The sequence below is a fragment of the Gordonia sp. PP30 genome, assembly GCF_023100845.1.
Lineage (GTDB): Bacteria > Actinomycetota > Actinomycetes > Mycobacteriales > Mycobacteriaceae > Gordonia.
Map to the genome: position 1 here is coordinate 3,875,142 of NZ_CP095864.1, position 25,935 is coordinate 3,901,076.

Consider the following 25,935-nt stretch of genomic DNA (forward strand, 5'->3'; position numbering starts at 1 on the left):
CGCTCACACCGAATGCAGGGCGGCGATCTCTCCGCGGAGGATGTCCAGGGCCCAGTCGGCGTCCCCGCCGTCCGGGTCGGCGAGCAGGTGGAGAGCGAGGCCGTCGACCAGTGCGTGGAGGCGCCGGCCGGCCGCCACGGCATCGACCTCGTCCTGCGCCACGCCGCGCGCGTCGGCCTCCAGGCTCGACGCGATCGCGGTGCAGAAATCGGCGAGTTCCCGCGTCGCCCGGTCGCGCACCGGGATCAGCTCGGGCACCGCGGGGGCCTCCGCGATGAGCGCCAGATTCACCTCGAGTTCGGCCCGCGGATCCGGGGAGAGCGGCAGGAGTTCGGAGAGGATCGCCAGGTAGTCGTGCTCGAGGTCACCGGTGCGCACCACCGCGTCGATCCGCTCGCGCGCACGCCGGAGCATCAGCTCCGCGGAGAAGACGACCAGTTCGCTGCGGGTCGGGAAGACGTGCCGCAGCGACCCGACAGCGACACCGGCCTGCGCGGCCACCGTCCGCACCGAGAGCGCCCCGATGCCCCGTTCGCGCACCACCGACCACACGGCAGCCGCGAGTTCCTCGCGCCGGCGATCGAGGTCGATCCGTCTTGGCATGAAGACAAGTTAGCACGGTCGTGCTAGTTTCCTATTTAGCACGACCGTACTATCAAAGGAGTCCTCATGGTCGGCCTGATCCTCGGCTGCGAGATCACCTTCTGGATGGTGATAGTCGCCGGACTGAGCACCCGCTATCTCCTCCGGAAACGGCGCCTCGGCCTCGCCCTGCTGGCGCTGACACCGGTGGTCGACCTGGTGCTGCTGATCGCGGCCGGCCTCGACCTGCATCGGGGCGCCCCCGCCGAATTCAGCCACGGCCTCGCCGCCGTGTACCTCGGGTTCTCGGTGGCGTACGGCCACCGGATGATCCAGTGGGCCGACGTCCGGTTCGCATATCGCTTCGACAGCGGTCCCCCACCGGTCAAGCTCTACGGCACCGCCTACGCGACGGCGTGCTGGAAGGACGTCGGCCGCACCGCGATCGCCGCCGCCCTCGGCTCCGGCATCCTGTGGCTGCTCACCGTCGTGGCCACCGGACCGACACAGGCCCTGGAGTCCACGTACCGCATATTCGGGATCGTGCTGGTCATCGACACCCTGTGGGCGGCGAGGGACGCGTCCGGCCGCGCGCTGAGCGTCGCGGGCCGTCGGCCACGGCAGACCACGCCGACGATCTGCCCTCGGGAGCCGCCGGGGGCGACCGCCAGACAGACGACGAGGGGCACCACCTCGCGGTGGCGCCCCTCGTCGTCTCTCCCGGCCCGTCAACGGGGCTCAGGGAGCGGTGAAAATCAGCCCTGCTCAGCGTCCGTGAAGTTGCGCGACACGGACGGGTCGACCGGGATGCCCGGGCCCGTGTTGGTCGAGACCGTGATCTTCTTCAGGTAGCGGCCCTTGGCGGCCGACGGCTTGGCGCGCATGATCTCGTCGTACGCGGCGCCGTAGTTCTCGGCCAGCTGCTCCGGCGAGAACGAGGCCTTGCCGATCACGAAGTGCAGGTTCGCGGCCTTGTCGACGCGGAAGTTGATCTTGCCGCCCTTGATGTCGTTGACGGCCTTGGTGACGTCGACGGTCACGGTGCCGGTCTTCGGGTTCGGCATCAGGCCGCGCGGGCCGAGGACACGCGCGATACGGCCGACCTTGGCCATCTGGTCCGGGGTGGCGATCGCGGCGTCGAAATCGAGCCAGCCGCCCTGGATCTTCTCGATCAGATCCTCGGCGCCGACCTCGTCGGCACCCGCGGCGAGGGCCTCATTGGCCTTGTCGCCGGCGGCGAAGACGATGACCTTGGCGGTCTTACCGGTGCCGTTCGGCAGGTTGACGGTGCCGCGGACCATCTGATCGGCCTTGCGGGGATCGACGCCCAGGCGGACGGCGACCTCGACGGTCGAATCGGTGTTCTTCGAGGAGGTCTCCTTCGCGAGGGTCACAGCCTCCAGCGGGCTGTACAGCGCGTCGCGATCGATCTTCTCGGCGGCGGCCTGGTAGGCCTTGCTCTTCTTGCTCATGTGCTCTGTTCCTTCTTCTCGGCCGTGCCGGCCGGGAGTGAGTGGTTAGTGGGCCGAGCGCGGCCCTCCCACGGGTGATTTCGCCCTTCGCCCTTCGCCCTTCGACAAGCTCAGGGAGCGAAAGGGCAGGGAGCGACGACAGGTCAGCCCTCGACGGTGATACCCATCGAGCGGGCGGTACCGGCGATGATCCGGGCTCCGGCCTCGACGTCGTTGGCGTTGAGGTCCTCGGCCTTGGTCTTCGCGATCTCGCGAAGCTGGTCCATGGTGACCTTGCCGACCTTGTTGGTGTGCGGCTCGCCCGAACCCTTCTGCAGACCCGCGGCCTTGAGCAGCAGCTTGGCAGCCGGGGGCGTCTTCAGCTTGAAGTCGAACGAGCGGTCTTCGTACACGAAGATCTCGACCGGGATCACGTTGCCGCGCTGGCTCTCGGTCGCGGCGTTGTACGCCTTGCAGAACTCCATGATGTTCACGCCGTGCTGACCGAGCGCCGGACCCACGGGCGGGGCGGGGTTGGCCGCACCGGCCTGGATCTGGAGCTTGATGATCCCGGCGATCTTCTTCTTCTTGGGAGGCATCTCTCTTTGTCCTTTTTCTTCACACTCCGCGCACGCTGGATACGCGGAAGTCTCTTAGTGGGCGGCGGTGGCCGGAACGGCTACAGCTTCTCCACCTGGTTGAAGCCCAGCTCGACCGGGGTCTCGCGACCGAAGATCGAGACGAGGACCTTGACCTTGCGCTGCTCGGTGTTGATCTCGCTGATCGACGCCGGCAGGGTCGCGAACGGACCGTCCATGACGGTGACCGACTCGCCGATCTCGAAGTCGACCTCGACCAGGTTCGACGCGGCGGCCGCGGCGGCCTCGACACTCCCGCCGACGGCGGCGGCCGCGGCGGCCTTCTCGGCCTTGCGGACCTCGGAGCGCGGCACCAGGAACTGGAGCACCTCCTTGATCGACAGCGCCGACGGCACGTTCGGGGTCACCCCGACGAAGCCGGTAACGCCGGGCGTGTTGCGCACCGCGCCCCACGACTCGTCGTTCAGGTCCATGCGCACCAGGATGTAGCCGGGCAGCACCTTGCGGTTGACCTTCTTGGGCTGACCGTTCTTGATCTCGGTGACCTCTTCGGCAGGCACGACGACCTCGAAGATGTAGTCGCCCACGTCCAGGTTCTGGACACGGGTCTCGAGGTTGGCCTTCACCTTGTTCTCGTAGCCGGCGTACGAGTGGATCACGTACCAGTCGCCGGGCTGACGACGCAGCTCACGCTTCTTGGCCTCGATCGGGTCTTCCTCGACCTCGGGCTCAGCCGCCGGGGCGGCCTCCTCGGCCGGGGTCTCCTCGGCCTCGGGAGCGTCGACGTCGACCGGCGCCGCGTCCGCCACGACGTCGTCGGCCTGGGCGGCCTCGACCGTCGCGTCAACCGTCTCCGGCGATTCGATCTCGTTCTCCGGGGTGCTCATGCGCGCCCACGCTCCTTCATTGCCACTGTTCTTACCTTGTTCCCGCGGGGCTCACGCCCACCGGCGCCGGTCAACCGAAGACCAGCAGCGCCAGCTTCGCGAAGCCGATGTCCAGGCCCGAGATGACCGCGGTCACCAGCGCCACGAAGATCAGCACGGCGATCGCGTACACGACCATCTCGCGCCGCGTGGGCCAGATGACCTTCTTCAGCTCGGCGACGACCTGCCGCAGGAAGATCCAGATCCGCACGAACGGGTTCCGGCCGCCATCGGCGTCACCCTCTTCGGCGGCGACGTCGACCACGCCCACCTTGCCCGGCAGCGTGTCGCCACCGGCGGTCCGGCGCTCCCGCGCGCGGCGCTTGCCGCGCGGCCGCATCTCGTCGGCCTCGATCACATCGACGTCGATACCGGTGGTGTCGACGTCGCCGCCGGTCGTCGGCTCCGCGTCGTTCTCCGGAGCCTTGCGATCGCGCTTGGCCACGTACTCACCGATCCCTTCGTCTACCTCCGCCCCAGGCGGGGGTCCGCGTGGTCTATGCGGATGTCGGGTTGCAGGGGCGACAGGACTTGAACCTGCAACCTGCGGTTTTGGAGACCGCTGCTCTGCCAGTTGAGCTACGCCCCTTGGCACCGGTCCGGAGACCGGCACTGTCTCGAGCCTAACAACACCAACGCGCCACCCTATGGGCAGCGCGCAAGCCTAGGTAAACCCTCGACTCGATTAGTGTAGAGCACTCCCGGCGCGCAGGCCAAAACGGCCGGGAGGCTCCGCGGTCGTCGCCTTGTGTCGCGTGTCGAAAATTGTTGAATGGTTGCCGTGCGTCAGATGGGCGGCTGGCAAGGCGGGGGAGGGAGGGATACCGGTAGGTATCCTGACCGACGACAACGCCGCCAGGCGTTCATCTGGCCGCGGCATACCGTCAATGAATTTTCGACACGCGACACTAATTGAACTGCACGACGACGGTGGCTCGCCCGAAGATCTTGCGGTCGCCCTGCTTGGCGGTCAGCGCGATGGTGCCGCGGCGCGTCTCCGGGTCCAGGGCACGGACCTTGCCGGTGAACTCGACCGTCGCACTGTGGTCCTCGGGAACGTAGACCGGGCTGGTGAACCGCACGTTGTACTCGCAGAACGCGGCCGGATCGCCGACGAACTCGGACACGTAGGTGGCACCGAGACCCATGGTCTGCATGCCGTGCGCGACGACGTCGTCCATACCGCCGGACGCCTTGATGACGTGGTCGGAGAAGTGGATCGGATTCGGGTCGCCGGCCACCCCGGCATAGTTGACGAGGTTGCCGCGGGTCAGCAGGAAGGTCTTGGCCGGCAGTTCCTGTCCGACGGTGAGCGTGTCGAAGTCGATCGCGGCGTACGCGGCCGGGCGGTCCGCCGGATCGGCCGTTTCGTAGAGGCCGCCCTCGCGGTCGACGGTCTTGCCGGGGTCACCCGCGGCGTCGACCTTCATCATCACGTGCTCGATCGACTCCTCCAGTTCCTCGGGCACCTTGAGGCCGGGGCGGGCGGCGATCGACGTGTACGTCGTCATGATCGGCTCGTCGTGCTGATCGCAGATGATGTTCTTGGTGACCATGAGGTCGATGACCTCCGGGCTGGTGATGTGCCGGAACGAGTCCAGCGACACGTCGCAGATCAGCCGGTCGCCGACCTTCATCGGGCGGTGGTAGACGAGGCGCTGATCGGTCTGCATGATCTGCCACAGGTCGTAACCGGTCACGACCTCCTCGAAGAGCTTCCGCTGGGCGATGATGCCCATCACCGAGACGAAGGTCGGATGAGCCACGAGCGTGTCGTGCCCGTACTCGGCGGCGCCGGCTTCGCTCCAATGCGTGGGATGCGCGTCTTGCACGGCGAGCGCGTGCTTGCGGACCTCTTCGCGGCCGACCTCGTAGTAGTCGTCGACGGTGTAGTGGTAGCCCACCACCGAGGCCGTGTGCTCGGCGATCTCGTCGGGTGTCAGCTCACCCGATCCCAGCGCGTCCAGTGAGCTCTTGATCTGCTCGTCGTTCAGCTCGGTCATCATCTCTCCTCACGCTCGACGCCGGGCGGGAGCGGGCTGTGCTCACGCCCCGGCTGGTGGCAACGAAGCCTGCCAGATTCTGCTACCGGGACGACGCCGGAAACAAATCAGCGGGCCGTCTCCGGATGGGAGACGGCCCGCTGATCGTGGTTCATCGGTCGCCCGAAGGCGCCGTTCACCAGGGAGAACGCGTCAGCGCGATTCCTTGTGCGCCTGGTGCGTACCGCAATTCGGGCAGAACTTCTTCAGCTCGAGGCGATCAGGATCGTTGCGACGATTCTTCTTGGTGATGTAGTTGCGGTGCTTGCACACCTCGCAGGCCAGGGTGATCTTCGGCCGCACGTCGGTTGAGGAAGCCATGTCCTTGCCTTCTTTCGCGTCTTACTCTGTCTACGGCCGCTGCTCACGTCGGCCCGATCAAGGGCGGACTCGCGGGAGCTGCCGCATTGTGTAGCGGTGCGGGGACTCGATCCCCGGACCTCACGATTATGAGTCGTGCGCTCTAACCAGCTGAGCTACACCGCCCTGTTCGGTGCCGGTCGTCCTCGCGAACCACCCGCACCAAGCGAGCCCCCTGACGGAATCGAACCGTCGACCTTTTCCTTACCATGGAAACGCTCTGCCGACTGAGCTAAGGGGGCGTATCCCTCCCGCACCGATCGGTGTGGGCGAGAAGCCTTCACGAGATTACACACGCTCTCCCCGGATGACCAAAACCGCTGGTCGTGACCGGTATTCGCATCTGTCTTCGCGTGGTGGCAGATGTAGGATTCGAACCTACGTAGCTTGCGCGACGGATTTACAATCCGCTCCCTTTGGCCGCTCGGGCAATCTGCCGTGTCGCCGGTGAAGGCAACGGGAGACAGAATACAACGAGATCCCGGGGTGCATCCAAACCGGCAGGTCAGGGCCCTCCCATTCGGCGACCGGACCGGCGCCTCGTGCGGAGCGGTGGCGTCGATGGCCTAGGCTGGGCGCATGGCTGATTCTTCGTTTGACGTGGTGAGCAAGATCGACCGCCAGGAGGTCGACAACGCCCTCAACCAGGCGGGCAAGGAACTCTCGCAGCGCTACGACTTCCGCGGCACCAACACCGGGATCGAGTGGTCCGGCGAGGAGAAGATCGTGATCACCTCCGACGCCGAGGAGCGCGCGCTCGCCGGCCTCGAGGTGTTCAAGGAGAAGCTGATCCGCCGGGACATCTCACTCAAGGCGTTCGACGCCGGTGAGCCCGTCGCCTCCGGCAAGACCTTCAAGATCACCGGCGAACTGGTCCAGGGCATCGACTCCGAGCACGCCAAGAAGATCTCGAAGAAGATCCGCGACGAGGGCCCCAAGGGCGTCAAGGCGCAGATCCAGGGCGACGAACTGCGCGTCTCGTCCAAGAAGCGCGACGACCTGCAGGCCGTGATCGCGCTGCTCAAGGGCGAGGACTTCGGGATCGCTCTGCAGTTCGTGAACTATCGATAGGTCGCGGCTGCCCCTGTGTTCGGCGGGCAGGCCGGGAGAATTTTGTCTTGCTTGTCCTCGCCGCCACGACGCTCGCCGCGAGCGAGCACGCCAGACTCCAGACAAGCGGCTGCGGGGGGCGCTGCGACGAAAATTCTCCCGGCCTGCCCTCACGCAAGGGCCAGAGGCCGCTTCGCGGACGCCTGTCGAAGTGACCGGGGTTCGAGACCGCGGCTGCGGAGGGCGCTGCGACGAGATTTCCGCGGCCCACCCTCCCGATCAAGGACCAGAGTCCGCTTCGTGGACGCCCGGCGAAGTGACCCCGCTCCGCACGCTGGTTGAGGTGCGACGAGCCCGCTGGGGCGAGGAGCCTCGAAACCAAGCCTCTAGAGACGAGGGCGCCGATACAGCACAGCCGGCGACGGGCGTGGCAGCGTCCGCTTCGTGGACGCTCAGCGATGTGACCGGGCTTCGAGACTGCGGCTACCGGGGCGCTGCGACGAAAAATTCTCCCGACCGACCCACCTGAGGGCCGGCGGCCGCGTCGCGGACACCTGACGAAGCGACCGCTCCGCACGCTGGTTGAGGTGCGACGAGCCCACAGGGCGAGGAGCCTCGAAACCAAGCCTCTAGAGACGACGGCGCCGATACAACGCCGCCGGCGGTGGGCGTAGCAGCGTCCGCTTCGTGGACGCTCAGCGAAGTGACCGGGCTTCGAGACTACGGCTACCGGGGCGCTGCGACGAAAACTCTCCCGGCCGACCCACCCGGGGGCCAGCGGCCGCGTCGCCGACACCTGACGAAGCGACCGCTCCGCACGCTGGTTGAGGTGCGACGAGCCCGCTAGGGCGAGGAGCCTCGAAACCAAGCCTCTAGAGACGAAGGCATCGATACAGCGCCGCCGGCGGTGGGCGTGGCAGCGTTCAGACGCAAAGGCAGCGCTCGCGAGCGCGCTGCTTCTGTATCAACCCGCTGCTGCGTGCCCGAGAATCGATGAGAGCCGGATCCGGTGACTGCACGCCACCTGACCACCGACGAACAGCACGGGACACGAGAAGGGCGGCTTCGATACCTCGCCTCGCACCGGCGGGCTCGTCGACGGCTCAGCCGGCGGTGAGCGATCTGTCGCGGATCGTGTCGGGGCTGAAACCTGTAGCGGACACACCGACGGATCCGACAGGATCCGCGACATCTGTTGACCGGCGGCACGATCCGCGACAGATCGCGCCGGGCCCGTATGCGGGACGGATCAGAGGATGAGGGCGGACAGGGGGACGGTGACCGGGAAAGGCGCGGCCACCGTGAGGATCGCGTGGTGCCCGTCGTCGGGCAGCGCGTCGAACGTCTCGCGGGTGATCGGCCCCGGCGGCAGACCGAGGATCTCGCTGGTCATAGCGGCCATCTTAAGTTCGCCCCTCCCCCATGACCATCACTCAACGCGCGGCGGTCGGCGCGGACAAGCCCTTACCGGCCGGTTGTGGACAGTCTCGGCGACGTCAGAACTTCTGGCCGCCGTTGCGGGCCATCTCCTGCAGGCGGGCTATGCGGTCGGCCGTCGGCGGGTGGGTGGAGAAGAGCTTGCTCATCTTCTCTCCGGCGCGGAACGGGCTCTCGATCATCATGTGCGACTGCGTGGTGAGCTCGGGGGTCGGCGGCAGGGGCGCCATCGCGATCCCGCCGGAGATCTTGTTGAGCGCGGACGCGAGAGCGAGCGGGTCGCCGCTGAGCTCGGCACCGGAGGCGTCGGCCTGGTACTCCCGCGACCGGGACACCGACATCTGGATCACGGTCGCCGACAGCGGGCCGAGGATCGCGATCAGGATCATCGCGAGCGGGTTGACGCCGCCGTCGCGGTTGCCGCCGCCGAACATGCCGGCGAACATCGCGAAGTTGGCCAGGCCGGAGATCACCGCGGCCATCGCACCGGCGACGGAGCTGATCAGGATGTCGCGGTTGTAGACGTGGCTGAGTTCGTGGCCGATCACCGCGCGCAGCTCGCGCTCGTCGAGCAGTTCCATGATGCCGCTGGTGCAGCAGACCGCCGCGTTCTTCGGGTTGCGGCCGGTCGCGAAGGCGTTCGGCGACTCGGTGGGGCTAATGTACAGCGCGGGCATCGGCTGCTGGGCGCGGGTCGCGAGTTCACGCACCATCGCGTAGAGCTGCGGCGCCTGCACCTCGGTGACCGGCTGCGCGTGCATGGCCTTCAGCGACAGCTTGGCGCTGTTGAAGTACGCGTAGGCGTTGGTGGCGATCGCGATCAGGACCGAGATCACCAGGATCGTCGTGTTCTGGAACGCCGCACCGATGCCGACGATGATCGCCGACATCAGTCCCATCAGGGCCGCGGTCTTCAACCCGTTGAACGAATGCATGTCACCTCTCCGTGGCGTGGTCTCGACTCCGCTCGACCATCTTGCAGCATCAACGACCGGAACCACCCGAAAGGTTCCACGCCGAGGGGAGCCGCGCCAGTCGTCAGCCGACGCGGGCGACGGTGTAGTCGACCAGTGAGGCGAACGCCGCGCGCGCCGGGCACTCCGGCAGCGTCGCCAGTGCGGCGTGCGCGTCGTCGGCCATCTGGGCCAGCCGGGTCTGCGCGCGCGCCATCCCGTCGGAGGCCACCAGCAGGTGCAGGGCCTCGTCGACCTCGGCGTCGTCGGTGAGCGGGCGGGCCTCGCCGGTGGCCGGATCGAGCAGCAGCTCGCGCAACCGCACCATGTCGGGGCCGTCGCCGGCCAGCGCGTAGAGGACCGGGAGGGTGTGCACGCCCTCGCGCAGGTCGGTGCCGGGCGTCTTGCCGCTGTCGCCGGTGACCGAGGCGATGTCGATGATGTCGTCGGAGACCTGGAAGGCCACGCCCACGATGTCGCCGATCTTCGCGAGGGTCTCGACGGTGACCGTGTCGGCGCCGGAGGTCATGGACCCGAATCGGCCGGCCGCGGCGATCAGCGACCCGGTCTTCTCCCAGACCACGCGCAGGTAGTGGTCGACGGCGTCGCCGCCGCGGGCCCCGACGGTCTCCCGCATCTGGCCGGTGACCAGTTCGGCGAAGGTCTCGGCGATGATCCGCACCGAGTCCGGACCGAGGGTCGACACCAGGCGCGAGGCGCGGGCGAACAGGAAGTCGCCGGCCAGGATCGCGATCGAGTTGGTCCACCGGGAGTTCGCGCTCTGCGCACCGCGGCGCAGCGGGGCCTCGTCCATGACGTCGTCGTGGTAGAGCGTGGCCAGGTGGATCATCTCCACGACGGTCGCCGCGGTGATCACGTCCTCCCCCGCGGGATCCGGGCCGAAGTACGACGCCAGGATCGCGAACATCGGGCGGAAACGCTTGCCACCGGCCTTCGCCAGGTGGGTGGCGGCCTCGGTGAGGATCTCGTCGCCGGAGGACAGCTCGGCCAGCAGCAGGTCCTCCACGCGTCCGAGTGCGTCGGCGACATCGGTGGCGAAGGCTTCGTCTCCGAGGTCCAGTCCGGCGAATGTCGACTTCACGTGTGGCATCCCGTCTCTGCGTGGGCCGCGACCTGCGGACCGTCTTGCACCGGCGCTCACGAACACCGTGTTCCGGCGACACCAGAAGCGTAGCGGCAAGTGCGGCTGGACATAATCGACGGGTGACCAGTCCAACAGGCCCCCGGCTCTCCGACGACGCCGCGTTCCCGCGCGCGGCCGACGTCCTGGTGGTCGGAGCGGGCCCGGCGGGCGCCGCCGCGGCCGCGCACGCCGCGGCCTCCGGGGCGTCGACGGTACTGCTCGACGCCGCCGAGTTCCCGCGCGACAAGACCTGTGGCGACGGTCTCACGCCGCGAGCGGTGAGCGCCCTGCGCGCGCTCGGCATGACGTCCTACCTGGACGGCCGACCGCGGATCCGGGGACTTGCCCTGCACGGCTGGGGCGCGACGACGCAGGTGCCCTGGCCGGCGTCGCGGTTCGGTCCGTTCGGCAGTGCCGTGGCCAGGACCGAGCTGGACGACGCGATCCGTCGCTTCGCGCTGGAGCGGGGCGCGGTGATGGCCGCAGGCACCAAGGCGGTCGACGTCGTGCGCGACTCCGCCGGCCGCATCGAGTCGGTGACGGTGCGGCGGGGCGGCGAGACGGGATCGATCCGGGCCGGCCAGGTGATCGTCGCCGACGGGGTGCGATCGACGCTCGGGAAGGTGCTGGGACGGCAGTGGCACCGGGACACCGCGTACGGGGTGGCCGGCCGCAGCTACGCCGGCTCCGGCCTCGCCGACTCCGAATGGATGGGCTCGCACCTGGAACTGCGCGACCCGGACGGCGAGCTGCTGCCCGGCTACGGCTGGGTGTTCCCGCTCGGCGACGGCACCGTCAACGTCGGCGTCGGGGCGCTGGCGACCGCCAAACGGCCCGCCGCGCTGCAACTGCGGCCGGTACTCGAGCACTACGCGGCGATGGTGCGCGACGAGTGGCGGCTCACCTCGCCGCCCCGCGACATCGCGTCGGCGCTGCTGCCGATGGGCGGCGCCGTGTCGCAGGTGGCCGGACCGAACTGGATGCTGATCGGCGACGCCGCCGCGTGCGTCAACCCGCTCAACGGCGAGGGCATCGACTACGCGCTGGAGACGGGCCGCATGGCCGTCGAGCTGCTGGCCGAGAGCCGGGATCACACCGCCGCGTGGCCCGCGCTGCTGCGCGCCGAATACGGGACGGCGTTCGCCGCCGCACGACGCGCCGCCGGCCTGCTCACCATGCCGCGCACCGTCCCCGTCCTCGGCCGGCCCGGAATCCGGTCGTCGGCGCTGATGGGAGTGGTCGTGCGCGTGATGGGCAATCTGCTGACCGACGACGACGCCGACCTGGTCGCCCGGGCCTGGCGCTCGGCGGGGCTTGGGCTGCGTCGTTTCGAGTCGCGCCCGCCGTTCAGCTGATCGCGCGGAGTCGGAGCACCACGATGATCGAGCGAAGTCGAGATCACCCGCCATGACAAGAGGACGGTCTCGACTCCGCTCGACCAGCATGAAGCCGACTCGACCGACCGCGAAGCGGCGCTCAGACCGCCGCCGGTTCGGTGCGCGGGGTCTGGCCGGCCGGGGCCGGGGTGGTGTCGATGAAGTCCTTACCGCGGATCAGCGCCGCCGCGAGGACGCCGCCGACCAGGGCGACGACCGCGCTCACGACCAGCAGCAGGTTCATCGAATCCGCCATCGCGGTGTGCGTCGCGTGGGCGAGCAATCCGCGGTCGGCGGGGGCGAGCGCCGCCATCACGTCGCCGATCCTGCCGCTGCGGACCGCGCCGCTCAGTTCGTTCGCGCGACCGGCGAGCGGCGAGCCCGCGAGGGCGTCGGACATGGACGAACTCATCCGCGACGAGAAGATCGACCCGTACACGGCGATACCGACCGCGATGCCGACCTGGCGGAAGGTGTTGTTGGCGCCGGACGCCATGCCCGACTGGTGGATCGGGACCACGCCGACGGCGGTCGACGCGAGCGGCGGGTTCACCAGGCCGCTGCCGATACCTGCGACGATCAGCCCGGGGATCAGGTGCGTCCACGACGAGTCCGCTGACAGGCCGGCCATCAGGATCAGCGAGACGCCGACCAGCAGCAGTCCCGGGCCGATCAGCCAGCGCACCGGGACGTGGCTCGACGCCCGGCCGGCCACGGTTGCGACCACCATCGTGGTGCCGGACATCACCAGCAGCCGCAGACCGGTCTCCATCGCCGAGTAGCCGAGCGAATCCTGCAGGTAGATCACCAGGTAGATGAGCATCGCGAACAGCGAACCGTTCATCGCGAACGCGGCGACGCTGCCGCCCAGGAAGGTGGGTACGCGCAGCAGCGAGAGGTCGAACATGGGCTCGTCGATCATCAGCTCGACGGCGACGAACGCGACCAGCAGCACCGCGGCCACGACGAAGGCGCCGATCACCAGCCCGTCGCCCCACGACTTCTCGCCCGCCTCGGTGAGGCCGTACACCAGCGCCGCGAGCCCGAGGGTGAAGGTGATCATGCCGAGCCAGTCGATCCGGCGGGCGTGCGGGGCGCGCGATTCGTCGACCTTCATCAGGGTCAGGATGATGGCGATCACCCCGATCGGCACGTTGACCATGAAGATCCCGCGCCAGCTGATTCCGGTGGTGATGAGACCGCCGAGGATCGGACCCAGCGCCGTCGCGATACCGGTGACGGCGCCCCAGACGCCGAACGCCATCCCGCGCTCGCGGCCGTGGAACGTGCTGGCGAGCAGCGCGAGGGAGGTCGCGAACAGCATGGCGCCGCCGATGCCCTGAATGCCCCGGCTGACGATCAGCATCACCGGGTCCTGTGCGACGCCGCACAGCAGCGACGCGGCCGTGAACAGCGTCAGACCGGCCAGGAACACCCGGCGGCGGCCGAGCCGGTCGGACAGCGCGCCCGAGGTCAGCAGCAGCGAGGCCAGCGCCAGCGCGTAGATGTCGGCCACCCATTGCAGCTGACTGAACGACGCCCCCAGCTCACGCTGGATGTCCGGAAGCGCCACCGACACGATCGTCACGTCGAGCAGCAGCATGAAGGTCGCGGTGCTGACCGCGATCAGCGTCCACCATTTCTTCGCCACGAGATACCCCTCTTTCACTGTGCGAGATTCCGCGATACAGCTTCCTCCTGGCGAGACTTTCACGCACCTCCGTGCACCAGATCCGTATGATTCCTCCCATGGATTCCGACTTCACACAGGATTCCCCCTTTCCCGACGCGATCGACAGGCGGATCGCTCAGGCGCTGCAGGTGCGGCCGCGGGCGTCGTTCAGCGAACTCGGCGACGTATTGGGTCTCGCCGAACAGACCGTCGCCCGGCGGTACCGGCGACTGCGCCGCGAGGGTCTCCTGCGCGTGACGATGGTCTACGAACCCACGGCGGCGAACTCGACGTCGTGGCAGATCCGCGTGCACTGCCGGCCGGAGGGTGCCGCGTCGATCGCCGAGGCGCTCAGCCGCCGCCAGGACGTGTCGTGGGTGGTGATCCAGAACGCCGGATCCGAGGTCAGCTTCGGTCTGCGGGCCACCGACGACGCCCACGCCGACGAACTCCTCGGGCGGCTGCTGCCGAAGGCCGCACCCGTGCTCGACGTCTCGGCGTACCAGGTGCTGCACGTCTTCGCCGGCGGCTCGACCGGCGACTTCTGGAAGGGCTGGATCGACGAGCCGCTGACGCCGACACAGGTCTGCGCGCTGCGCGACGCCGACGATCTGCCGGTGCCCGACGGCAGCCCGGCCCGACCGCTGACCGCCGCGGACCGCCGGCTGGTCGCCGAACTGGCCCGCGACGGCCGGACGTCGTTCGCGTCGCTCGCCCGCTCCACCGGGATGAGCGTGGGCCGGGTGACCCGGCGATTCGAGGCGCTGCTGCGGTCCGGCGCGGTCTACCTGGACGTCGACATCGCCCCGGCGCTCAGCGGCACCGGAACCGCGGCCACCTTCTGGATGACCGTGCGGCCGGACCGGCTGACCGCCGTCGGCGAGGCCCTCGCCGCGCATCCGGCGGTCCCGTTCAGCGCGGCGATCACCGGATCGGCCAACCTGGTCGCCACCATCATCACGCCGAACCAGGGCGGCATCTACGCCTTCCTGACCCGCACGCTGGGCCCGATCGACGGCATCACCGGATACGAGCTGGTGCCGCACTGGCGGCGGGTGAAGTACGCGTCCGCGCTGACCGTCGGCGACCGCCTGGCCCCGCCCGCACCCCTCCCCTGAGCCCGCAACATGCCCGTTGCGGAAGGTCGTTTCGACTCGGCCGGGCCCTGCGGGCCCGTCCGGCTCAACGGGCTGTGTGCCACCGCCCGTTGAGCGGGCGAGGCGCCAGCCGCCGTCGAAACTCTCCTCGCCGTGAAAGTCGTTTCGACTCGGCCGGGCCCTGCGGGCCCGTCCGGCTCAACGAGCTGTGTGCCGCCCATCGAGTCGATCCGAGCCCCGATAGCCCGTTGAGCCGGTCGAGGCGCTAGCCGAGACCGTGTCGAAACGACACGCTCGACCAGCGACTACGTCGCGATACTGGTGTGGATCGCGGCGATGCCACCGGTGAGGTTCTGCCAGGCGACGTCGTCGAACCCGGCCTCGCGGATCAGTGCGGCGAGGCCGGCCTGGTCGGGCCAGGCACGGATCGACTCGGCGAGATAGACGTAGGCCGCGGGGTTCGACGACACCCGGGTCGCCACCGTGGGCAGCGCCTTCATCAGGTACTCCATGTACACCGTGCGGAAGGCGCGGGCGGTCGGCGTGGAGAACTCGCAGACCGCGAGGCGGCCGCCCGGCTTCAGCACGCGGCGCAGCTCCGACAGCGCGAGCGGCACGTCGTTCACGTTGCGGAGGCCGAAGCTGATCGTGGCGGCGTCGAAGCTGTCGTCGGCGAACGGCAGGTGCAGCGCATCCGCGGCGACCTTCGGCACCGGGCGCTCGGCGCCGGCCCGGAGCATGCCGCGCGAGAAGTCGGCGGCGATCACGACGGCACCGGACGACGCCAGCTCCTCGGATGAGACGGCGGTGCCCGCGGCCAGGTCGAGGACGACGTCGCGGGGCCGTAACGCCAGCGCCTTGCGGGTGGCCTTGCGCCAGCGCCGGTCCTGCGCGAACGACAGCACGGTGTTGGTGAGGTCGTAGCGCTTGGCGACGCCGTCGAACATCTCGGCGACCTCGGACGGGTCCTTCTCCAGGGAGGCGCGGGAGCCGTGATCGGCGCTCGAGGTCATGGTTCCGAGCTTAGGGCATCGCCCTCGCGGACCGATCCGGGCTCTGGCTCGCCTTCCCGGCGACGGCGGATCCGGTTGCTGACCTGTGCGACCAGGACCATCGCGATGATCGCGACACCCCAGCCGGCCACCACGATCGACAGCCCGGGAAGCAGCGCGAGCCGCGCGTCGCGGCCCGCGGGCCGAGCGAGGTGGTCGGGGTCGGTGGCGTCGTAGTCGACCAAGATGCGCTGGCCCGCTTGCAGTTGGGTCGGATAGAGCAGACCCAGATCTGGGTTGCGCAACACCCCGTCCGGGGTGACGAAGTTGACCGCGGCGTGGAGCCGGTCGGTGGAGATCACCTCGGCGACGGCGGTCGCCTTGTTCGCGTTGATCTTGGCGTCGTTCCGGTAGGCGCCCAGCACGATGACGGTGCCGACCAGGGTGGCGATAATCGCGCCCGCGAGCAGGAAGAACTGCACGCGCCGCTGGACCACCGGGTTCACGGGGCCGGCTCCGCGGCGATGCGCTGGTGCAGCCGACGCAGCGGCTCCCGCTGTGTGGCGACCTCCAGGACCTCGATCCCGCCGGGCGGCGCCGGCGCGGCGAGCGCGGCGGGCAGCCGGTCGAGGGTGAGCCGCGTGTGCGGCAGCCCGAAGCCCGCGCAGAGCGCGGCCAGATCGGTGCGGTGCGGGGTGCCGAAGATCCGTTCGTAGGCGCCCGCGTAGTCGTCGCCGGCGAAACGCGGATCACCCTGTTCGAGCACGCCGAAGATGCCGCCGCCGTCGTCGTTGGCGACGACGATCCGCAGCGCCGACGGCCGCGGTTCGGCGGGACCGATCAGCAGCCCGGTGGCGTCGTGGATGAAGGTGAGGTCGCCGAGCAGCGCCACCGTCTGCCCGGCCGGCCCGCCGGGGGCGCGGTCGGCGGCCAGCGCGGCCCCGATCGCGGTCGAGTTGATTCCGTCGATGCCCGCGACCCCGCGGTTGGACAGCACGCGCACGCCCGGGGCGACGGCGCCGGCCAGGGCCAGATCACGGATCGGGTTCGACGGTCCGACCATCAGCTGATCACCCGGCCGGACGGCCGCCGCCACCGCGGCGGCCACGTGCAGCCCGGTGGTCTCCGGGCAGGCCGCGAGCTCCGCGGCGACCAGCGCGCGAACCCGGCCGTCGATCCGCGCGCAGTGATCGAGCCAGCCGGGGTCGGGCCCCGCGGTCGGCACCGCGCGGGTGCCGGTCGCGTACACGTTCCCGGACACGTCGGGCCAGCGCGGGCCGGTGGTGAGCGCGTAGACGCGGACCTGCGGGTCGGCCAGCAGCCGGGACACCGAGCGGTGCAGCGTCGGACGTCCGCAGATGATCGCCTGCCGCGGCGCGACCCGGTTCAGCGCCAGCGGATGCAGGGGTGTGGCGGGTGCGGGCACCGTCGGTTCGGCGACGGTCGGTACCGCCGCGAGTTCCGGGTGGTGGCCGGCGCCGTGCCCGGCCACCACGACCGTCGGCACCGACAGGTCGATCTCGATCGGGATGTCGAGCCGGCCGACCGGCGCCTGCGTCCACGGCAGTCCGCCGGGGCGCCCGGCGTAGCGGCCGCCGTCGGCGTCGTCCAGCGTGGCGGCCGGGTCGTCGCCGGCGTCGGGCACCAGCGGCTCGCGCAACGGGATGTCGAACTGGACCGGACCGGCGTTGCCGGTGCGCGCGCCGCGGGCCGCCGCGAGCACCCGGCCGACGGCCGAGCGCCACTGCGAATTGGTGTCGAGGTCTTCCTCGGCGAGGCCGAGGCTGATCGCCGCGCGGACCTGGGTACCGAAGATGCCGAACTGCTCGATGGTCTGATTGGCCCCCGAGCCGAGCAGCTCGTACGGCCGGTTCGCACTGATCACGACCAGCGGCACGCGGGCGTAGTTGGCCTCGAAGACCGCCGGGCTCATATTGGCGACCGCGGTGCCGGACGTCATCACGATCGGCACCGGCACCCCGGACGAGACCGCCAGACCGAGCGCCAGATAGCCGGCCGAACGCTCATCGATCCGGACGTGCAGCCGCAGCCGCCCCTGCGCGTCGGCGGCGTGCAGGGCGAACGCCAGCGGCGCGTTCCGCGAACCCGGGCAGAGCACCGCCTCTCGCACGCCGCCGCGGATCAGTTCGTCGACGATCACGCGGGCCTGCAGGGTCGACGGATTCATGGCTCCGAGCGTAATGACAGCGATGGCACGACGATCGAGCGGAGTCGAGATCATCCCCCGGCCCGGACACGGCGATACCGTGGGGCATGGGGTTCTACGACGACAAGATCCTGCCGCGGCTGATCGAGAAGACGTGCGGCATGCCGCAGATGAACAAGCTCCGGCGACACGCGTGTGCTCCGCTGCACGGCGACGTGGTCGAGATCGGTTTCGGCTCCGGTTTCAACGTCGGGCAGTACCCGGACGCCGTCACCTCGGTCGTCGGCATCGAACCGTCGGACGTGGGATGGGAACGCGCGCAACGGCGGGTGGCGTCGTCGTCGATCCCGATCAGCCGGGGCGGTCTGGACGGACAGCGGATCCCGTTCCCGGACGACACCTTCGACAGCGCATTGTCGACGTTCACGCTGTGCACCGTGCCCGACATCGCGGCGGCGCTGACCGAACTGCGGCGGGTCGTGAAGCCGGGCGGAACGCTGGCCTTCCTCGAGCACGGGACGGCACCGGACAGCGGGGTACGGCGCGTGCAGCGGATGCTCGATCCGATCGAGCGTCTTGTGGCCGGCGGGTGCGAGCTGACCCGCGACACTGCCGCGCAGGTGCGGGCGGCCGGCTGGCGCATCGAGGAGCTCGAGCAGTTCTACGCGAAGGCCGCACCGAAGCCGTGGGCCGCGTTCAGCCGCGGGTACGCGGTCGATCCCGGGTAGCCGGGACTCAGCCGGCGGACTTCGGGGTCGTCACGACACCGAAACCCACCGGATCGAGAGGCGCCGGCCCGGCCGACGGCGCACTCAGCGGAAGTAGCCGTCGATCGCCCGGAAGGTGTCGGTCATCGACTCGGCCAGCACCGCGTTGTGGTCGCCCGGGTAGGTCCGCGTGGTCACACGCGCACCGCCGTGCTGCAACTGCGCGGTGAGCAGGGCCGTGGTCGGCGGCAGCACGACGGTGTCGGTCAGTCCCTGATTGATGAGGATCGGCCGCGCCCGCTGCCAGCCCTCGACCGGGATGGCGGCATAGTCCCGCAGGGCGTCGCCGATCGGCGGGTCACCCAGAGGGCGGGCGAACAGGGTGCCCGGCGGGACGTTCTGGAGGGCCTGCGTCATCTCGGACACGCATTCGGTGCGGGCCCGCCCCAGCCAGTACCGGCCGCGCGGGGACAGCCGATTCAGCGCGTGCAGCCCCGGACGGGCGTGGTTGAGGCCGTCGAGCAGGTAGAGCGCGAAGGTCGCGGTGCGATTGAGCGGACCGATGTTCGGGATGGCGGGCTGCCCGAGCAGCGGGATCAGCGTTTCGAGCTGGTTGGCCGGGGCCAGCGCCACGGTGCCCACGTCGCGGAGTCCGGGGGCGTAGTCGTCGGCCAGGTACGACGCCCAGAGCGCCGCATGCCCGCCCTGCGAGTGGCCGAGCGAGGCCCACCGCTTGCCGATCGTCGGGTCGTCGTTACGGGCCGCGCGCACCATGTCGATCACGTTGTAGGCGACCGAGCGCCCGGCCAGGTACTCGGTGCCCGGGGTCCCGGACATCCCGATGAAGTCGGAGGCGGTGACCACGTATCCGCGTGCCAGGGCGGCGGCGATACTCGGCTGCAACCGGTCCTGCTCCGCGCCGGTGTAGTTGCTGGGCGCGCACTTCGGGGCGATCCCGCTGGTGCCGTGCGCCCACGACACCACCTTCCAGCCGCCGGGCGGCGGGGTTCCGTGCGGGTAGTAGACGATCCCCTCGGCCTCCGCCCGCCGGCCCGCCTGGTTCCTGGTCTGATAGCGGATCTTGACCGCGCGGGCCGCCCCGGTGGGCAGCATCACCGCGGGCACCGGGGCGGTGGAGAGCACCGCACCGTCGCCGGTCGCCGCCCGGGCGCCCGGCGCCGGCCAGCCCGCGAGCAGGCCGGCGACGAGGAGGAGCGAACCGAACAGGGCGAACAAGCGGGATCGCATATCTGAAGAGTAGGCCGCCTCGACGCGAACCGACACCGGCGTGATCGCGCCGATCCACATCTGTACCGATCGGTAGCGCCATGCCATAGGGTCGGGGGTATGAGCCGTGAATTCGACGTCATCGTCTATGGAGCCACCGGTTTCGTCGGCGAGCTGACCGCCCGCTATCTGGCCGAGCAGGCTCCGGGCGGCGCCCGGATCGCGCTGGCCGGCCGCAACGAGACCAAGCTGGCGGCGGTGCGCCGTCGTCTCCCGGAGCGGGCCGCGGGGTGGCCGCTCGTGGTCGCCGACTCGGATTCGCCCGCCTCGCTCGACGCGATGTGCGCACGCACCCAGGTGGTCTGCACCACCGTCGGCCCGTACCTGCGCTACGGCGAGAACCTGGTGATCGCGGCCGCGTCGGCGGGCACCGACTACGTCGATCTCACCGGCGAGGTGCCGTTCACCCGGTTCACTATCGACAAGGCCGACGAGCTCGCGCAGGGCACCGGCGCCCGGATCGTGAACTCCTGCGGGTTCGACTCGGTGCCCTCCGATCTCGGCGCCTACATGCTCTACGAGGCGGTCAAGGAGGCCGGCGCGGGGACGCTCGGCGAGACCACGATGGTGCTCGAATCGTTCCGCGGCGCGGTGTCCGGCGGCACCGTCGACTCGATGCGGGTGATCGCCGAACAGGCCCGGGACCCCGAACAGCGCCGCCTGCTGATGAATCCCCGCGCCCTGTCGGCCGGGCCTGGCCGACTCGAGCACGCGGGACCGGGCTCCGAACCCAGCGACCTCTCGCCGGTCGACGCCAAGAAGGTGGACCCGTCGCTGAGCGGCACGCTGGCCCCGTTCTTCATGTCGTCGTACAACACCCGGGTGGTCCGCCGGTCCAACGCGCTGCTGGACGACGCCTACGGCCCCGGTTTCCGATACCAGGAGACCATGAACGTCGGCCGCCTCCCGGTGCTCTCCACGCTGACGGCCGGCGCCGTCGCGGTGGGCACCGGAATCGGGCTGGCCGCGCTCAGCTTCCGCCCCACCCGGGCGGTGCTCGACCGCGTCCTGCCCAAGCCCGGCGAGGGCCCGAGCGAGCGGGCCCGGGAAGCCGGGCACTTCACCACCCAGACCTTCACCCGGACCAGCGACGGACGACGGTTCCGCTCGCAGATGCGCGCCGAAGGCGATCCCGGCTACAAGGCCACCGCGGTGATGCTCGGTGAGTCCGCCCTGGCGCTCGCCCTGGACCGCGACAAGCTGCCGGACCGCGCCGGCGCGCTGACCCCGGCCGTCGCGATGGGCGACGTCCTGATCGAGCGTCTGCGGGAGGCGGGCTTCGTCCTCGAGGTCCACGAATTGACGTAGCGCCTCGCCGATGCACGACAATGTGCGCGCCCTGCTCTCGGCGACCGCGTCCGGATCGGCCCGTCGGCCGTCCTCGCGACCGCGCTGCACCCGATCGAGGATCATCGGCTCCGCCGCGAGGGCTACGAGCGCACCGCGCCGATCACGATCGGCGACAACTGCTGGCTGGGCTCCAGCGTGACGGTGGGGGCCGGTGTCACGATCGGCCGCAACACCGTGGTCGGGGCGGGCAGCGTGGTGGTGCGCGACCTGCCCGATCACGTCGTCGCGGTGGGATCCCCCGCCGTGCCCATCAGGACGCTTTCCGCCGAGAGCTGATCGCCCGGTGCGTGCGCGGATGGATCGGCGTCGTCGGCCTACGCCTGACCGGGTTTCAGGGCGATGAAGAGAGAGTCGAGTTCGGCGCAGAGGCGGTCGCCGTCGTGCAGGGTGCCCTTGACGAAGAGTTTGCGGCCGTCCCGTTCGGCGACCCAGGTCTTCAGGGTCAGCGGGGTCAGCAGCGGCGTGAGCGAGCGGTAGTTCACCGTCAGATACGCGGTGCGGCAGAGTCCGAGCACGTGCAGGGCGCCCGCCATGCCGCCGAGGTCGTCGAAGGCGATGGCGACCTGACCGCCGTGCGCGACGTTGTTGCCGCCCAGGTGATACGGCCGGAAGGTGATCGTGGCGGTGACACCGTGGGCGCCGCCGTCGATCACCTCGTACGGCGGCAGGGTGATGTTGCCGCGCGCGGGCAGGTCGATGCGGGTGCCCGAGGGGCTGGTCCACTCGTCGACGAGCATGGTGTCGAGTTTGGCGTTGAAGCCCTTGAGATCGTCGATAATCTCGTCGGCCAGTTCGGGGGTCGGGCAGGCGTAGCGGACCTTGTCCATGAAGGTGCGCACCTGCTCGATCAGTTCCCCGTACCGGGGGCCGCCCCGCTCGGTCGTGATGTCGATCTTCGCGCGGAAACCACCGGCGTGCGGCGATTCCTCCTCGGACTGCGCGGCATGCCAGTTGTCGTCGGCGGGTGCACCCTTCATCGAAACAACGTAACCCGGCTGCGACCGAGCGCACACTCGGGGGGCTTCGACAAGCTCAGCCGGCGGGAGGACGCTCAGCCGGCAGGAGGACGCTCGGCCGGCGGGAGGACGCTCAGCCGGCAGGAGGACGCTCAGCCGACGGGAGGACGCTCGGCCGCCGGAGGACGCCCGGCCGACGGGGAGGTCGCTCGGCCGACGGGAGGTCGCGGGCCCGCTCTCGGATCCGTAATAGGCTCGGGCTCATGACTTCGCCGTTCGATCCGCAGCAGTGGAAGACCGTCCCCGGCTTCGCCGACCTCACCGACCTCACCTATCACCGGCACACCGGGGAGGGCCGGGCGAACGGGATCGTCCGGATCGCCTTCGACCGGCCCGAGGTCCGCAACGCGTTCCGGCCGCACACGGTCGACGAGCTGTACCGCACCCTCGATCACGCACGACGCTCCCCCGACATCGGCACCGTGCTGCTGACCGGCAACGGCCCCAGCCCGAAGGACGGTGGCTGGGCCTTCTGCAGCGGCGGCGACCAGCGCATCCGCGGGCGCAGCGGCTACCAGTACGCCACCGCGCACGACAGCGATGTCGAGGCCGCGACCGTCGACTCGGTGGACGAGGCCCGCGCGAAGGCCGAGGGCGGGCGGCTGCACATCCTGGAGGTGCAGCGCCTGATCCGCACCATGCCCAAGGTGGTGATCGCCGTGGTCAACGGCTGGGCGGCCGGCGGCGGTCATTCGCTGCACGTGGTGTGCGACCTGACCCTCGCCTCCCGCGAACACGCCCGGTTCAAGCAGACCGACGCCGACGTCGGCAGCTTCGACGCCGGGTACGGCAGCGCCTACCTGGCCAAGCAGGTCGGCCAGAAGTTCGCGCGCGAGATCTTCTTCCTCGGCGAGGACTACGACGCCGAGACCATGCATGCGATGGGCGCGGTGAACCGCGTCGCCGACCACGCCGAGCTGGAGAACACCGCGATCGACTGGGCGCGGAAGATCAACGGCAAGTCGCCGACCGCGCAGCGCATGCTCAAGTTCGCGTTCAATCTCACCGACGACGGCCTGATGGGCCAGCAGGTGTTCGCGGGCGAGGCCACCCGCCTGGCGTACATGACCGACGAGGCCGTCGAGGGCCGCGACGCCTTCCTGGAGAAGCGTCCGCCGAACTGGGACGACTATCCGTACTTCTACTGAGAGGAACGTCCGTGCGCCTGCGCGACAATCCCACCGTCGAGGTGACCCGCAGACTCCCCTGCCCTCCCGAGCGGGCCTGGGAGCTGGTGACCGACATCGAACTCCCGGTCCGCGCCGCCGGCGAGTTGCAGGAAGTGCAGTGGCTCGACGGCGCGTCGTCCGTCGCGGTCGGCGCCCGGTTCGGGGGCCGCAACGCCAACGACGACCTCGGCGAGTGGCACACCGTCTCGACGGTCACCGAGGTGGATCCCGGCCGCCGCTGGGTGTGGTCGGTCGGCCCGGAGGCGGCCGAGCCGTGGGCCTACTGGGGTTTCGAGGTCGAACCCGCTCGCGACGGCAGTCTGGTCCGGCAGTGGGCCAAGATCGGCGACGGCGAGTCGCCGCTCGCCGGATTCGTCGCACGGATGCCGGAGAAGGAGGGCCGGATCGTCGAGCAGCGGCTCGGCGTCTGGCGGCACGGCATGGAGTCCAACCTCGATCACCTCGCGGCGCTGTTCGACTGACCGCCGCACCGAAGCCAGGCCGCCCCCGCCGGGTGGCGGGGGCGGCCTGGCACCGGCGATCAGGCGGCGACGGCCGTTGGCGGACCGGCCGGCGCGTGCTCGTAGGCGTCGTCGTCGAACTCCGCCTCCAGCCTCTGGTCGAGCCAGTCGATAGCATCGACCTCGGCCGGCAGCGACGAGAGCACGACTTCCTCAGGCACGACGATCACCTCCTCACTCGGCTCCGGCCGCCGCGCTGATCTCACGCGGCGCATCGACGTGGTCGACGGCGATCTTGCGGGGCTTGGCGACCTCGGCGAGCGGGATCGTCACTGTGAGCACACCGTTGGTGTACTGCGCGCTGATCTTCGCTGGGTCGATCCCCTCTCCAAGGGACAGCTGCCGCCGGTAGACGCCGGAGAACCGCTCGGTCGCGAGCCACTGGGCGTGCTCGGACTCGGTCATCCGGGCGGTGCGGCGGGCCGAGATGGTGAGCACGCCGTTGTCCACGCTCACGTCGATCGAGCCGGGATCGGCGCCGGGCAGATCGGCCGTCAGCAGATAGTGGTCATCGACCTTGCAGAGATCCATCGGCATGAACCGCGGCGCCGACGCCGCGGTTCCGCGGTCACTGCTCTGCAGGTACCGGCTGAGCGCATCAAGTTCCGTGAACGGATCGAATCGAAGCACAGTAGACACCTCCTCGAACTGCGAGCTGCCTGACTACTGCTTGCCAGGCAGCCATCTGATCTGTGCAACAACTATTTTAACCGATTCGGCACGCCCCGCGCCATTACCAATCCGCCGAAAGTTATCCCGCCAGTTCCGCGAGCACCCGCATGGTCTCGACCCGCTCGGCGTGCGTCGGGGCGGCCGGGGAGGCCAGCAGCACCCCGACGCCGGCGCCGCGGAAGGCCTCAACGCGTTCGGCGACCACGCTCTTCGGCCCGATCAGGCTCATCGCGCGCACCAGATCGTCGGGCACCGCCGCGGCGGCCTCGTCCTTGCGCCCGTCGAGATAGAGGTCCTGGATGAGCCGGGCCTCGTCGACGTATCCGTAGCGCTGCACCAGCGCGTTGTAGAAGTTCTTGCCCCGGGCGCCCATGCCGCCGATGTACAGCGCGGCATGGTGCCGGACGGCCGCCAGCGCGCGGTCGATCTGCTCGGAGTCCTCGGAGATCAGCGCCGAGGCCTGCACGACGATCCGCAGCGGCCCGAGCTCCGGATCGCGCTTGGCGGCACCGGCCGCGAGCGCGGGACCGAAGGCGGCCTCGACGTAGTCGGGATGGAACAGGAATGGCTGGAACTCCTCGAACAGCTCCGCGGCCAGCTCGACGTTCTTGGGGCCGATCGCGGCGAGCAGCATCGGGATGCGTTCGCGCACCGGGTGGTTGATGATCTTCAGCGCCTTGCCGAGGCCGCTGCCGCCGTGCTCCGGGGTGAGCGGCAGGTGGTAGTCCCGGCCGTCGTACTCGAGCCGCTCGCGCCGCCAGACCTTCCGGCAGATCTCGGCGGTCTCGCGGGCCCGGCCGAGCGGATGGTCGTACTTGACGCCGTGGAAGCCCTCGATCACCTGCGGGCCGGAGGCGCCGATCCCGAGGATCGCGCGGCCCCCGGAGATGTAGTCCAGGCCGGCCGCCGTCATGGCGAGATTGGTGGGCGTGCGCGAGAAGAGCGGCAGAATGCCGGACTGCAACTCCATCGAGTCGGTGCGGGCGGCGATGTAGCCGAGCTGCGAGACCGCGTCGAAGCTGTACGCCTCGGGGACGGTGACCCGCCGGACGCCGACGGACTCGAAGTCGCGAAGGTGGTCGATGGTCTCGCGGAAGTCACCCGCGTAGTTGATGGGCATCCCGAGTGTCATCGTCATGGCCCGCATTCTGCCACCCGCGGCGAGTGACCCGAGGGAGCGGTCGCCACTCCCGGAAACCACCGCTGCGCCACCGATAGTTCACCGTCCGTTAATTGCCCGTCCGGAGCCGTTCACCCGCGATCGGAAAACCTTGTCGACCGGAAGGTAAACACTTCGTGAACCACCCTGAATCCTCAGGAAACCCCCAGGTCAAGACCTTAGTCCCGGGTTAGCCGAAAATTGAC

28 protein-coding genes and 4 tRNA genes are annotated in these 25,935 nt (G+C 69.7%); 9 read left to right on the top strand and 23 right to left on the bottom strand.

Translation table 11 applies throughout. The features are described from left to right. Positions 1-3 precede the first annotated feature (3 nt). On the bottom strand, positions 4-603 hold the full coding sequence (locus MYK68_RS17805; protein ID WP_247865079.1) for a TetR/AcrR family transcriptional regulator: 600 nt from the start codon (positions 601-603) through the stop codon (positions 4-6). Between the two features lie 66 nt (positions 604-669). Here MYK68_RS17805 and MYK68_RS17810 point away from each other — a divergent pair, with 66 nt between their 5' ends. Further along, positions 670-1,434: a hypothetical protein gene (locus MYK68_RS17810; RefSeq protein ID WP_247865080.1), complete on the top strand. Its 765-nt coding sequence runs from the start codon at positions 670-672 to the stop codon at positions 1,432-1,434. On the opposite strand, the gene rplA is transcribed toward MYK68_RS17810, so the two are convergent. The 10 genes from rplA to MYK68_RS17860 form a co-directional block, all read right to left on the bottom strand. Further along, positions 1,338-2,054: a 50S ribosomal protein L1 gene (gene rplA / locus MYK68_RS17815; protein ID WP_247865081.1), complete on the bottom strand. Its 717-nt coding sequence runs from the start codon at positions 2,052-2,054 to the stop codon at positions 1,338-1,340. The two genes, MYK68_RS17810 and rplA, sit on opposite strands and share 97 nt — an antisense overlap. 143 nt (positions 2,055-2,197) lie before the next feature. After that, positions 2,198-2,632, bottom strand: a complete 435-nt coding sequence (rplK, locus tag MYK68_RS17820) for a 50S ribosomal protein L11 (protein WP_247865082.1) — start codon at positions 2,630-2,632, stop codon at positions 2,198-2,200. Positions 2,633-2,712: 80 nt separating this feature from the next. Further along, positions 2,713-3,519 carry a transcription termination/antitermination protein NusG gene (nusG, locus tag MYK68_RS17825; RefSeq protein ID WP_247865083.1) on the bottom strand — a complete coding sequence of 269 codons (807 nt, stop codon included), beginning with the start codon at positions 3,517-3,519 and terminating at the stop codon, positions 2,713-2,715. Positions 3,520-3,589: 70 nt separating this feature from the next. After that, a complete protein-coding gene (gene secE / locus MYK68_RS17830; protein ID WP_247865084.1) occupies positions 3,590-4,003 on the bottom strand; it encodes a preprotein translocase subunit SecE in 414 nt (137 codons plus the stop codon). A 71-nt stretch (positions 4,004-4,074) separates the two neighbouring features. Then, positions 4,075-4,147, bottom strand: a tRNA-Trp gene (locus tag MYK68_RS17835). Positions 4,148-4,466: 319 nt separating this feature from the next. Beyond that, a complete protein-coding gene (locus MYK68_RS17840) occupies positions 4,467-5,561 on the bottom strand; it encodes a fused (3R)-hydroxyacyl-ACP dehydratase subunits HadA/HadB (protein ID WP_247865085.1) in 1,095 nt (364 codons plus the stop codon). Positions 5,562-5,753: 192 nt separating this feature from the next. Beyond that, positions 5,754-5,921, bottom strand: a complete 168-nt coding sequence (gene rpmG, locus MYK68_RS17845; protein ID WP_246992217.1) for a 50S ribosomal protein L33 — start codon at positions 5,919-5,921, stop codon at positions 5,754-5,756. A gap of 91 nt (positions 5,922-6,012) precedes the next feature. Continuing rightward, positions 6,013-6,086 (bottom strand) — tRNA-Met (locus MYK68_RS17850). 43 nt (positions 6,087-6,129) lie between these two features. After that, a tRNA-Thr gene (locus MYK68_RS17855) sits at positions 6,130-6,202 on the bottom strand. A 112-nt stretch (positions 6,203-6,314) separates the two neighbouring features. Continuing rightward, positions 6,315-6,398 (bottom strand) — tRNA-Tyr (locus tag MYK68_RS17860). A 141-nt stretch (positions 6,399-6,539) separates the two neighbouring features. Here MYK68_RS17860 and MYK68_RS17865 point away from each other — a divergent pair. Then, complete coding sequence (locus MYK68_RS17865) at positions 6,540-7,031, top strand: YajQ family cyclic di-GMP-binding protein (protein WP_247865086.1); 492 nt, start codon at positions 6,540-6,542, stop codon at positions 7,029-7,031. A gap of 1,228 nt (positions 7,032-8,259) precedes the next feature. Here the strand turns inward: MYK68_RS17865 and MYK68_RS17870 are convergent. The 3 genes from MYK68_RS17870 to MYK68_RS17880 form a co-directional block, all read right to left on the bottom strand. Beyond that, complete coding sequence (locus MYK68_RS17870) at positions 8,260-8,403, bottom strand: hypothetical protein (RefSeq protein ID WP_247865087.1); 144 nt, start codon at positions 8,401-8,403, stop codon at positions 8,260-8,262. 103 nt (positions 8,404-8,506) lie between these two features. Beyond that, complete coding sequence (gene htpX, locus MYK68_RS17875; RefSeq protein ID WP_247865088.1) at positions 8,507-9,382, bottom strand: zinc metalloprotease HtpX; 876 nt, start codon at positions 9,380-9,382, stop codon at positions 8,507-8,509. Between the two features lie 103 nt (positions 9,383-9,485). Next, the gene (locus MYK68_RS17880) at positions 9,486-10,502 is read right to left on the bottom strand and encodes a polyprenyl synthetase family protein (protein ID WP_247865089.1); all 1,017 of its coding nucleotides are present in this window, start codon (positions 10,500-10,502) and stop codon (positions 9,486-9,488) included. 122 nt (positions 10,503-10,624) lie between these two features. Between MYK68_RS17880 and MYK68_RS17885 the strand changes: the two genes are divergently transcribed. Continuing rightward, positions 10,625-11,899, top strand: a complete 1,275-nt coding sequence (locus MYK68_RS17885; RefSeq protein ID WP_247865090.1) for a geranylgeranyl reductase family protein — start codon at positions 10,625-10,627, stop codon at positions 11,897-11,899. Between the two features lie 121 nt (positions 11,900-12,020). Here MYK68_RS17885 and MYK68_RS17890 read toward each other — a convergent pair whose 3' ends face one another. Then, the gene (locus MYK68_RS17890; RefSeq protein ID WP_247865091.1) at positions 12,021-13,571 is read right to left on the bottom strand and encodes an MFS transporter; all 1,551 of its coding nucleotides are present in this window, start codon (positions 13,569-13,571) and stop codon (positions 12,021-12,023) included. A 98-nt stretch (positions 13,572-13,669) separates the two neighbouring features. Here MYK68_RS17890 and MYK68_RS17895 point away from each other — a divergent pair, with 98 nt between their 5' ends. Beyond that, positions 13,670-14,710 carry an Lrp/AsnC family transcriptional regulator gene (locus MYK68_RS17895; protein WP_247865092.1) on the top strand — a complete coding sequence of 347 codons (1,041 nt, stop codon included), beginning with the start codon at positions 13,670-13,672 and terminating at the stop codon, positions 14,708-14,710. A 284-nt stretch (positions 14,711-14,994) separates the two neighbouring features. Here MYK68_RS17895 and MYK68_RS17900 read toward each other — a convergent pair whose 3' ends face one another. The 3 genes from MYK68_RS17900 to menD are packed head-to-tail and all read right to left on the bottom strand — an operon-like array spanning position 14,995 to position 17,869. Beyond that, on the bottom strand, positions 14,995-15,702 hold the full coding sequence (locus tag MYK68_RS17900) for a demethylmenaquinone methyltransferase (RefSeq protein ID WP_247865093.1): 708 nt from the start codon (positions 15,700-15,702) through the stop codon (positions 14,995-14,997). Beyond that, positions 15,699-16,187 carry a DUF3592 domain-containing protein gene (locus MYK68_RS17905; protein WP_247865094.1) on the bottom strand — a complete coding sequence of 163 codons (489 nt, stop codon included), beginning with the start codon at positions 16,185-16,187 and terminating at the stop codon, positions 15,699-15,701. Before MYK68_RS17905 ends, MYK68_RS17900 begins: the two co-directional genes overlap by 4 nt. Then, positions 16,184-17,869 carry a 2-succinyl-5-enolpyruvyl-6-hydroxy-3-cyclohexene-1-carboxylic-acid synthase gene (gene menD / locus MYK68_RS17910; RefSeq protein ID WP_247865095.1) on the bottom strand — a complete coding sequence of 562 codons (1,686 nt, stop codon included), beginning with the start codon at positions 17,867-17,869 and terminating at the stop codon, positions 16,184-16,186. Before menD ends, MYK68_RS17905 begins: the two co-directional genes overlap by 4 nt. 86 nt (positions 17,870-17,955) lie before the next feature. Here menD and MYK68_RS17915 point away from each other — a divergent pair, with 86 nt between their 5' ends. Continuing rightward, positions 17,956-18,576, top strand: coding sequence for a class I SAM-dependent methyltransferase (locus MYK68_RS17915; RefSeq protein WP_247865096.1), 621 nt, complete (start codon positions 17,956-17,958; stop codon positions 18,574-18,576). Between the two features lie 84 nt (positions 18,577-18,660). On the opposite strand, the gene MYK68_RS17920 is transcribed toward MYK68_RS17915, so the two are convergent. Then, entirely contained in the window at positions 18,661-19,803 is a 1,143-nt protein-coding gene (locus MYK68_RS17920) for a lipase family protein (RefSeq protein ID WP_247865097.1), read from the bottom strand. A 99-nt stretch (positions 19,804-19,902) separates the two neighbouring features. On the opposite strand from MYK68_RS17920, the gene MYK68_RS17925 reads away from it, so the two are divergent. Continuing rightward, positions 19,903-21,150, top strand: coding sequence for a saccharopine dehydrogenase family protein (locus MYK68_RS17925; RefSeq protein ID WP_247865098.1), 1,248 nt, complete (start codon positions 19,903-19,905; stop codon positions 21,148-21,150). 177 nt (positions 21,151-21,327) lie between these two features. Then, positions 21,328-21,468, top strand: a complete 141-nt coding sequence (locus MYK68_RS20915; RefSeq protein ID WP_502798266.1) for a hypothetical protein — start codon at positions 21,328-21,330, stop codon at positions 21,466-21,468. Positions 21,469-21,506: 38 nt separating this feature from the next. Here MYK68_RS20915 and MYK68_RS17935 read toward each other — a convergent pair whose 3' ends face one another. Beyond that, a complete protein-coding gene (locus MYK68_RS17935) occupies positions 21,507-22,169 on the bottom strand; it encodes a PaaI family thioesterase (RefSeq protein WP_247865099.1) in 663 nt (220 codons plus the stop codon). 242 nt (positions 22,170-22,411) lie between these two features. On the opposite strand from MYK68_RS17935, the gene MYK68_RS17940 reads away from it, so the two are divergent. Further along, complete coding sequence (locus MYK68_RS17940) at positions 22,412-23,356, top strand: 1,4-dihydroxy-2-naphthoyl-CoA synthase (protein ID WP_247865100.1); 945 nt, start codon at positions 22,412-22,414, stop codon at positions 23,354-23,356. 11 nt (positions 23,357-23,367) lie between these two features. Continuing rightward, positions 23,368-23,859, top strand: a complete 492-nt coding sequence (locus MYK68_RS17945; RefSeq protein ID WP_247865101.1) for an SRPBCC family protein — start codon at positions 23,368-23,370, stop codon at positions 23,857-23,859. Positions 23,860-23,918: 59 nt separating this feature from the next. Here the strand turns inward: MYK68_RS17945 and MYK68_RS17950 are convergent, their stop codons facing one another. The 3 genes from MYK68_RS17950 to MYK68_RS17960 all read right to left on the bottom strand — a co-directional run bounded on the left by MYK68_RS17950 (position 23,919) and on the right by MYK68_RS17960 (position 25,702). Next, positions 23,919-24,059: a hypothetical protein gene (locus MYK68_RS17950; RefSeq protein WP_247865102.1), complete on the bottom strand. Its 141-nt coding sequence runs from the start codon at positions 24,057-24,059 to the stop codon at positions 23,919-23,921. A gap of 13 nt (positions 24,060-24,072) precedes the next feature. Continuing rightward, on the bottom strand, positions 24,073-24,528 hold the full coding sequence (locus MYK68_RS17955; protein ID WP_247865103.1) for an Hsp20/alpha crystallin family protein: 456 nt from the start codon (positions 24,526-24,528) through the stop codon (positions 24,073-24,075). A gap of 121 nt (positions 24,529-24,649) precedes the next feature. Beyond that, positions 24,650-25,702, bottom strand: coding sequence for an LLM class F420-dependent oxidoreductase (locus MYK68_RS17960; protein ID WP_371307624.1), 1,053 nt, complete (start codon positions 25,700-25,702; stop codon positions 24,650-24,652). Positions 25,703-25,935: the final 233 nt, after the last annotated feature.

What these genes read in the sequence shown, in the direction of transcription:
- MYK68_RS17895 (WP_247865092.1), top strand. Translation starts at nt 13,670, where the DNA reads ATGGATTCCGACTTCACACAGGATTCCCCCTTTCCCGACGCGATCGAC.
- MYK68_RS17920 (WP_247865097.1), bottom strand. Translation starts at nt 19,803, where the DNA reads ATGCGATCCCGCTTGTTCGCCCTGTTCGGTTCGCTCCTCCTCGTCGCC.
- rplA (WP_247865081.1), bottom strand. Translation starts at nt 2,054, where the DNA reads ATGAGCAAGAAGAGCAAGGCCTACCAGGCCGCCGCCGAGAAGATCGAT.
- MYK68_RS17915 (WP_247865096.1), top strand. Translation starts at nt 17,956, where the DNA reads ATGGGGTTCTACGACGACAAGATCCTGCCGCGGCTGATCGAGAAGACG.
- MYK68_RS17840 (WP_247865085.1), bottom strand. Translation starts at nt 5,561, where the DNA reads ATGACCGAGCTGAACGACGAGCAGATCAAGAGCTCACTGGACGCGCTG.
- MYK68_RS17810 (WP_247865080.1), top strand. Translation starts at nt 670, where the DNA reads ATGGTCGGCCTGATCCTCGGCTGCGAGATCACCTTCTGGATGGTGATA.
- MYK68_RS17940 (WP_247865100.1), top strand. Translation starts at nt 22,412, where the DNA reads ATGACTTCGCCGTTCGATCCGCAGCAGTGGAAGACCGTCCCCGGCTTC.
- MYK68_RS17935 (WP_247865099.1), bottom strand. Translation starts at nt 22,169, where the DNA reads ATGAAGGGTGCACCCGCCGACGACAACTGGCATGCCGCGCAGTCCGAG.
- rpmG (WP_246992217.1), bottom strand. Translation starts at nt 5,921, where the DNA reads ATGGCTTCCTCAACCGACGTGCGGCCGAAGATCACCCTGGCCTGCGAG.
- rplK (WP_247865082.1), bottom strand. Translation starts at nt 2,632, where the DNA reads ATGCCTCCCAAGAAGAAGAAGATCGCCGGGATCATCAAGCTCCAGATC.
- MYK68_RS17870 (WP_247865087.1), bottom strand. Translation starts at nt 8,403, where the DNA reads ATGACCAGCGAGATCCTCGGTCTGCCGCCGGGGCCGATCACCCGCGAG.
- MYK68_RS17805 (WP_247865079.1), bottom strand. Translation starts at nt 603, where the DNA reads ATGCCAAGACGGATCGACCTCGATCGCCGGCGCGAGGAACTCGCGGCT.
- MYK68_RS17865 (WP_247865086.1), top strand. Translation starts at nt 6,540, where the DNA reads ATGGCTGATTCTTCGTTTGACGTGGTGAGCAAGATCGACCGCCAGGAG.
- htpX (WP_247865088.1), bottom strand. Translation starts at nt 9,382, where the DNA reads ATGCATTCGTTCAACGGGTTGAAGACCGCGGCCCTGATGGGACTGATG.
- MYK68_RS17960 (WP_371307624.1), bottom strand. Translation starts at nt 25,702, where the DNA reads ATGACACTCGGGATGCCCATCAACTACGCGGGTGACTTCCGCGAGACC.
- MYK68_RS17900 (WP_247865093.1), bottom strand. Translation starts at nt 15,702, where the DNA reads ATGACCTCGAGCGCCGATCACGGCTCCCGCGCCTCCCTGGAGAAGGAC.
- nusG (WP_247865083.1), bottom strand. Translation starts at nt 3,519, where the DNA reads ATGAGCACCCCGGAGAACGAGATCGAATCGCCGGAGACGGTTGACGCG.
- MYK68_RS17925 (WP_247865098.1), top strand. Translation starts at nt 19,903, where the DNA reads ATGAGCCGTGAATTCGACGTCATCGTCTATGGAGCCACCGGTTTCGTC.
- menD (WP_247865095.1), bottom strand. Translation starts at nt 17,869, where the DNA reads ATGAATCCGTCGACCCTGCAGGCCCGCGTGATCGTCGACGAACTGATC.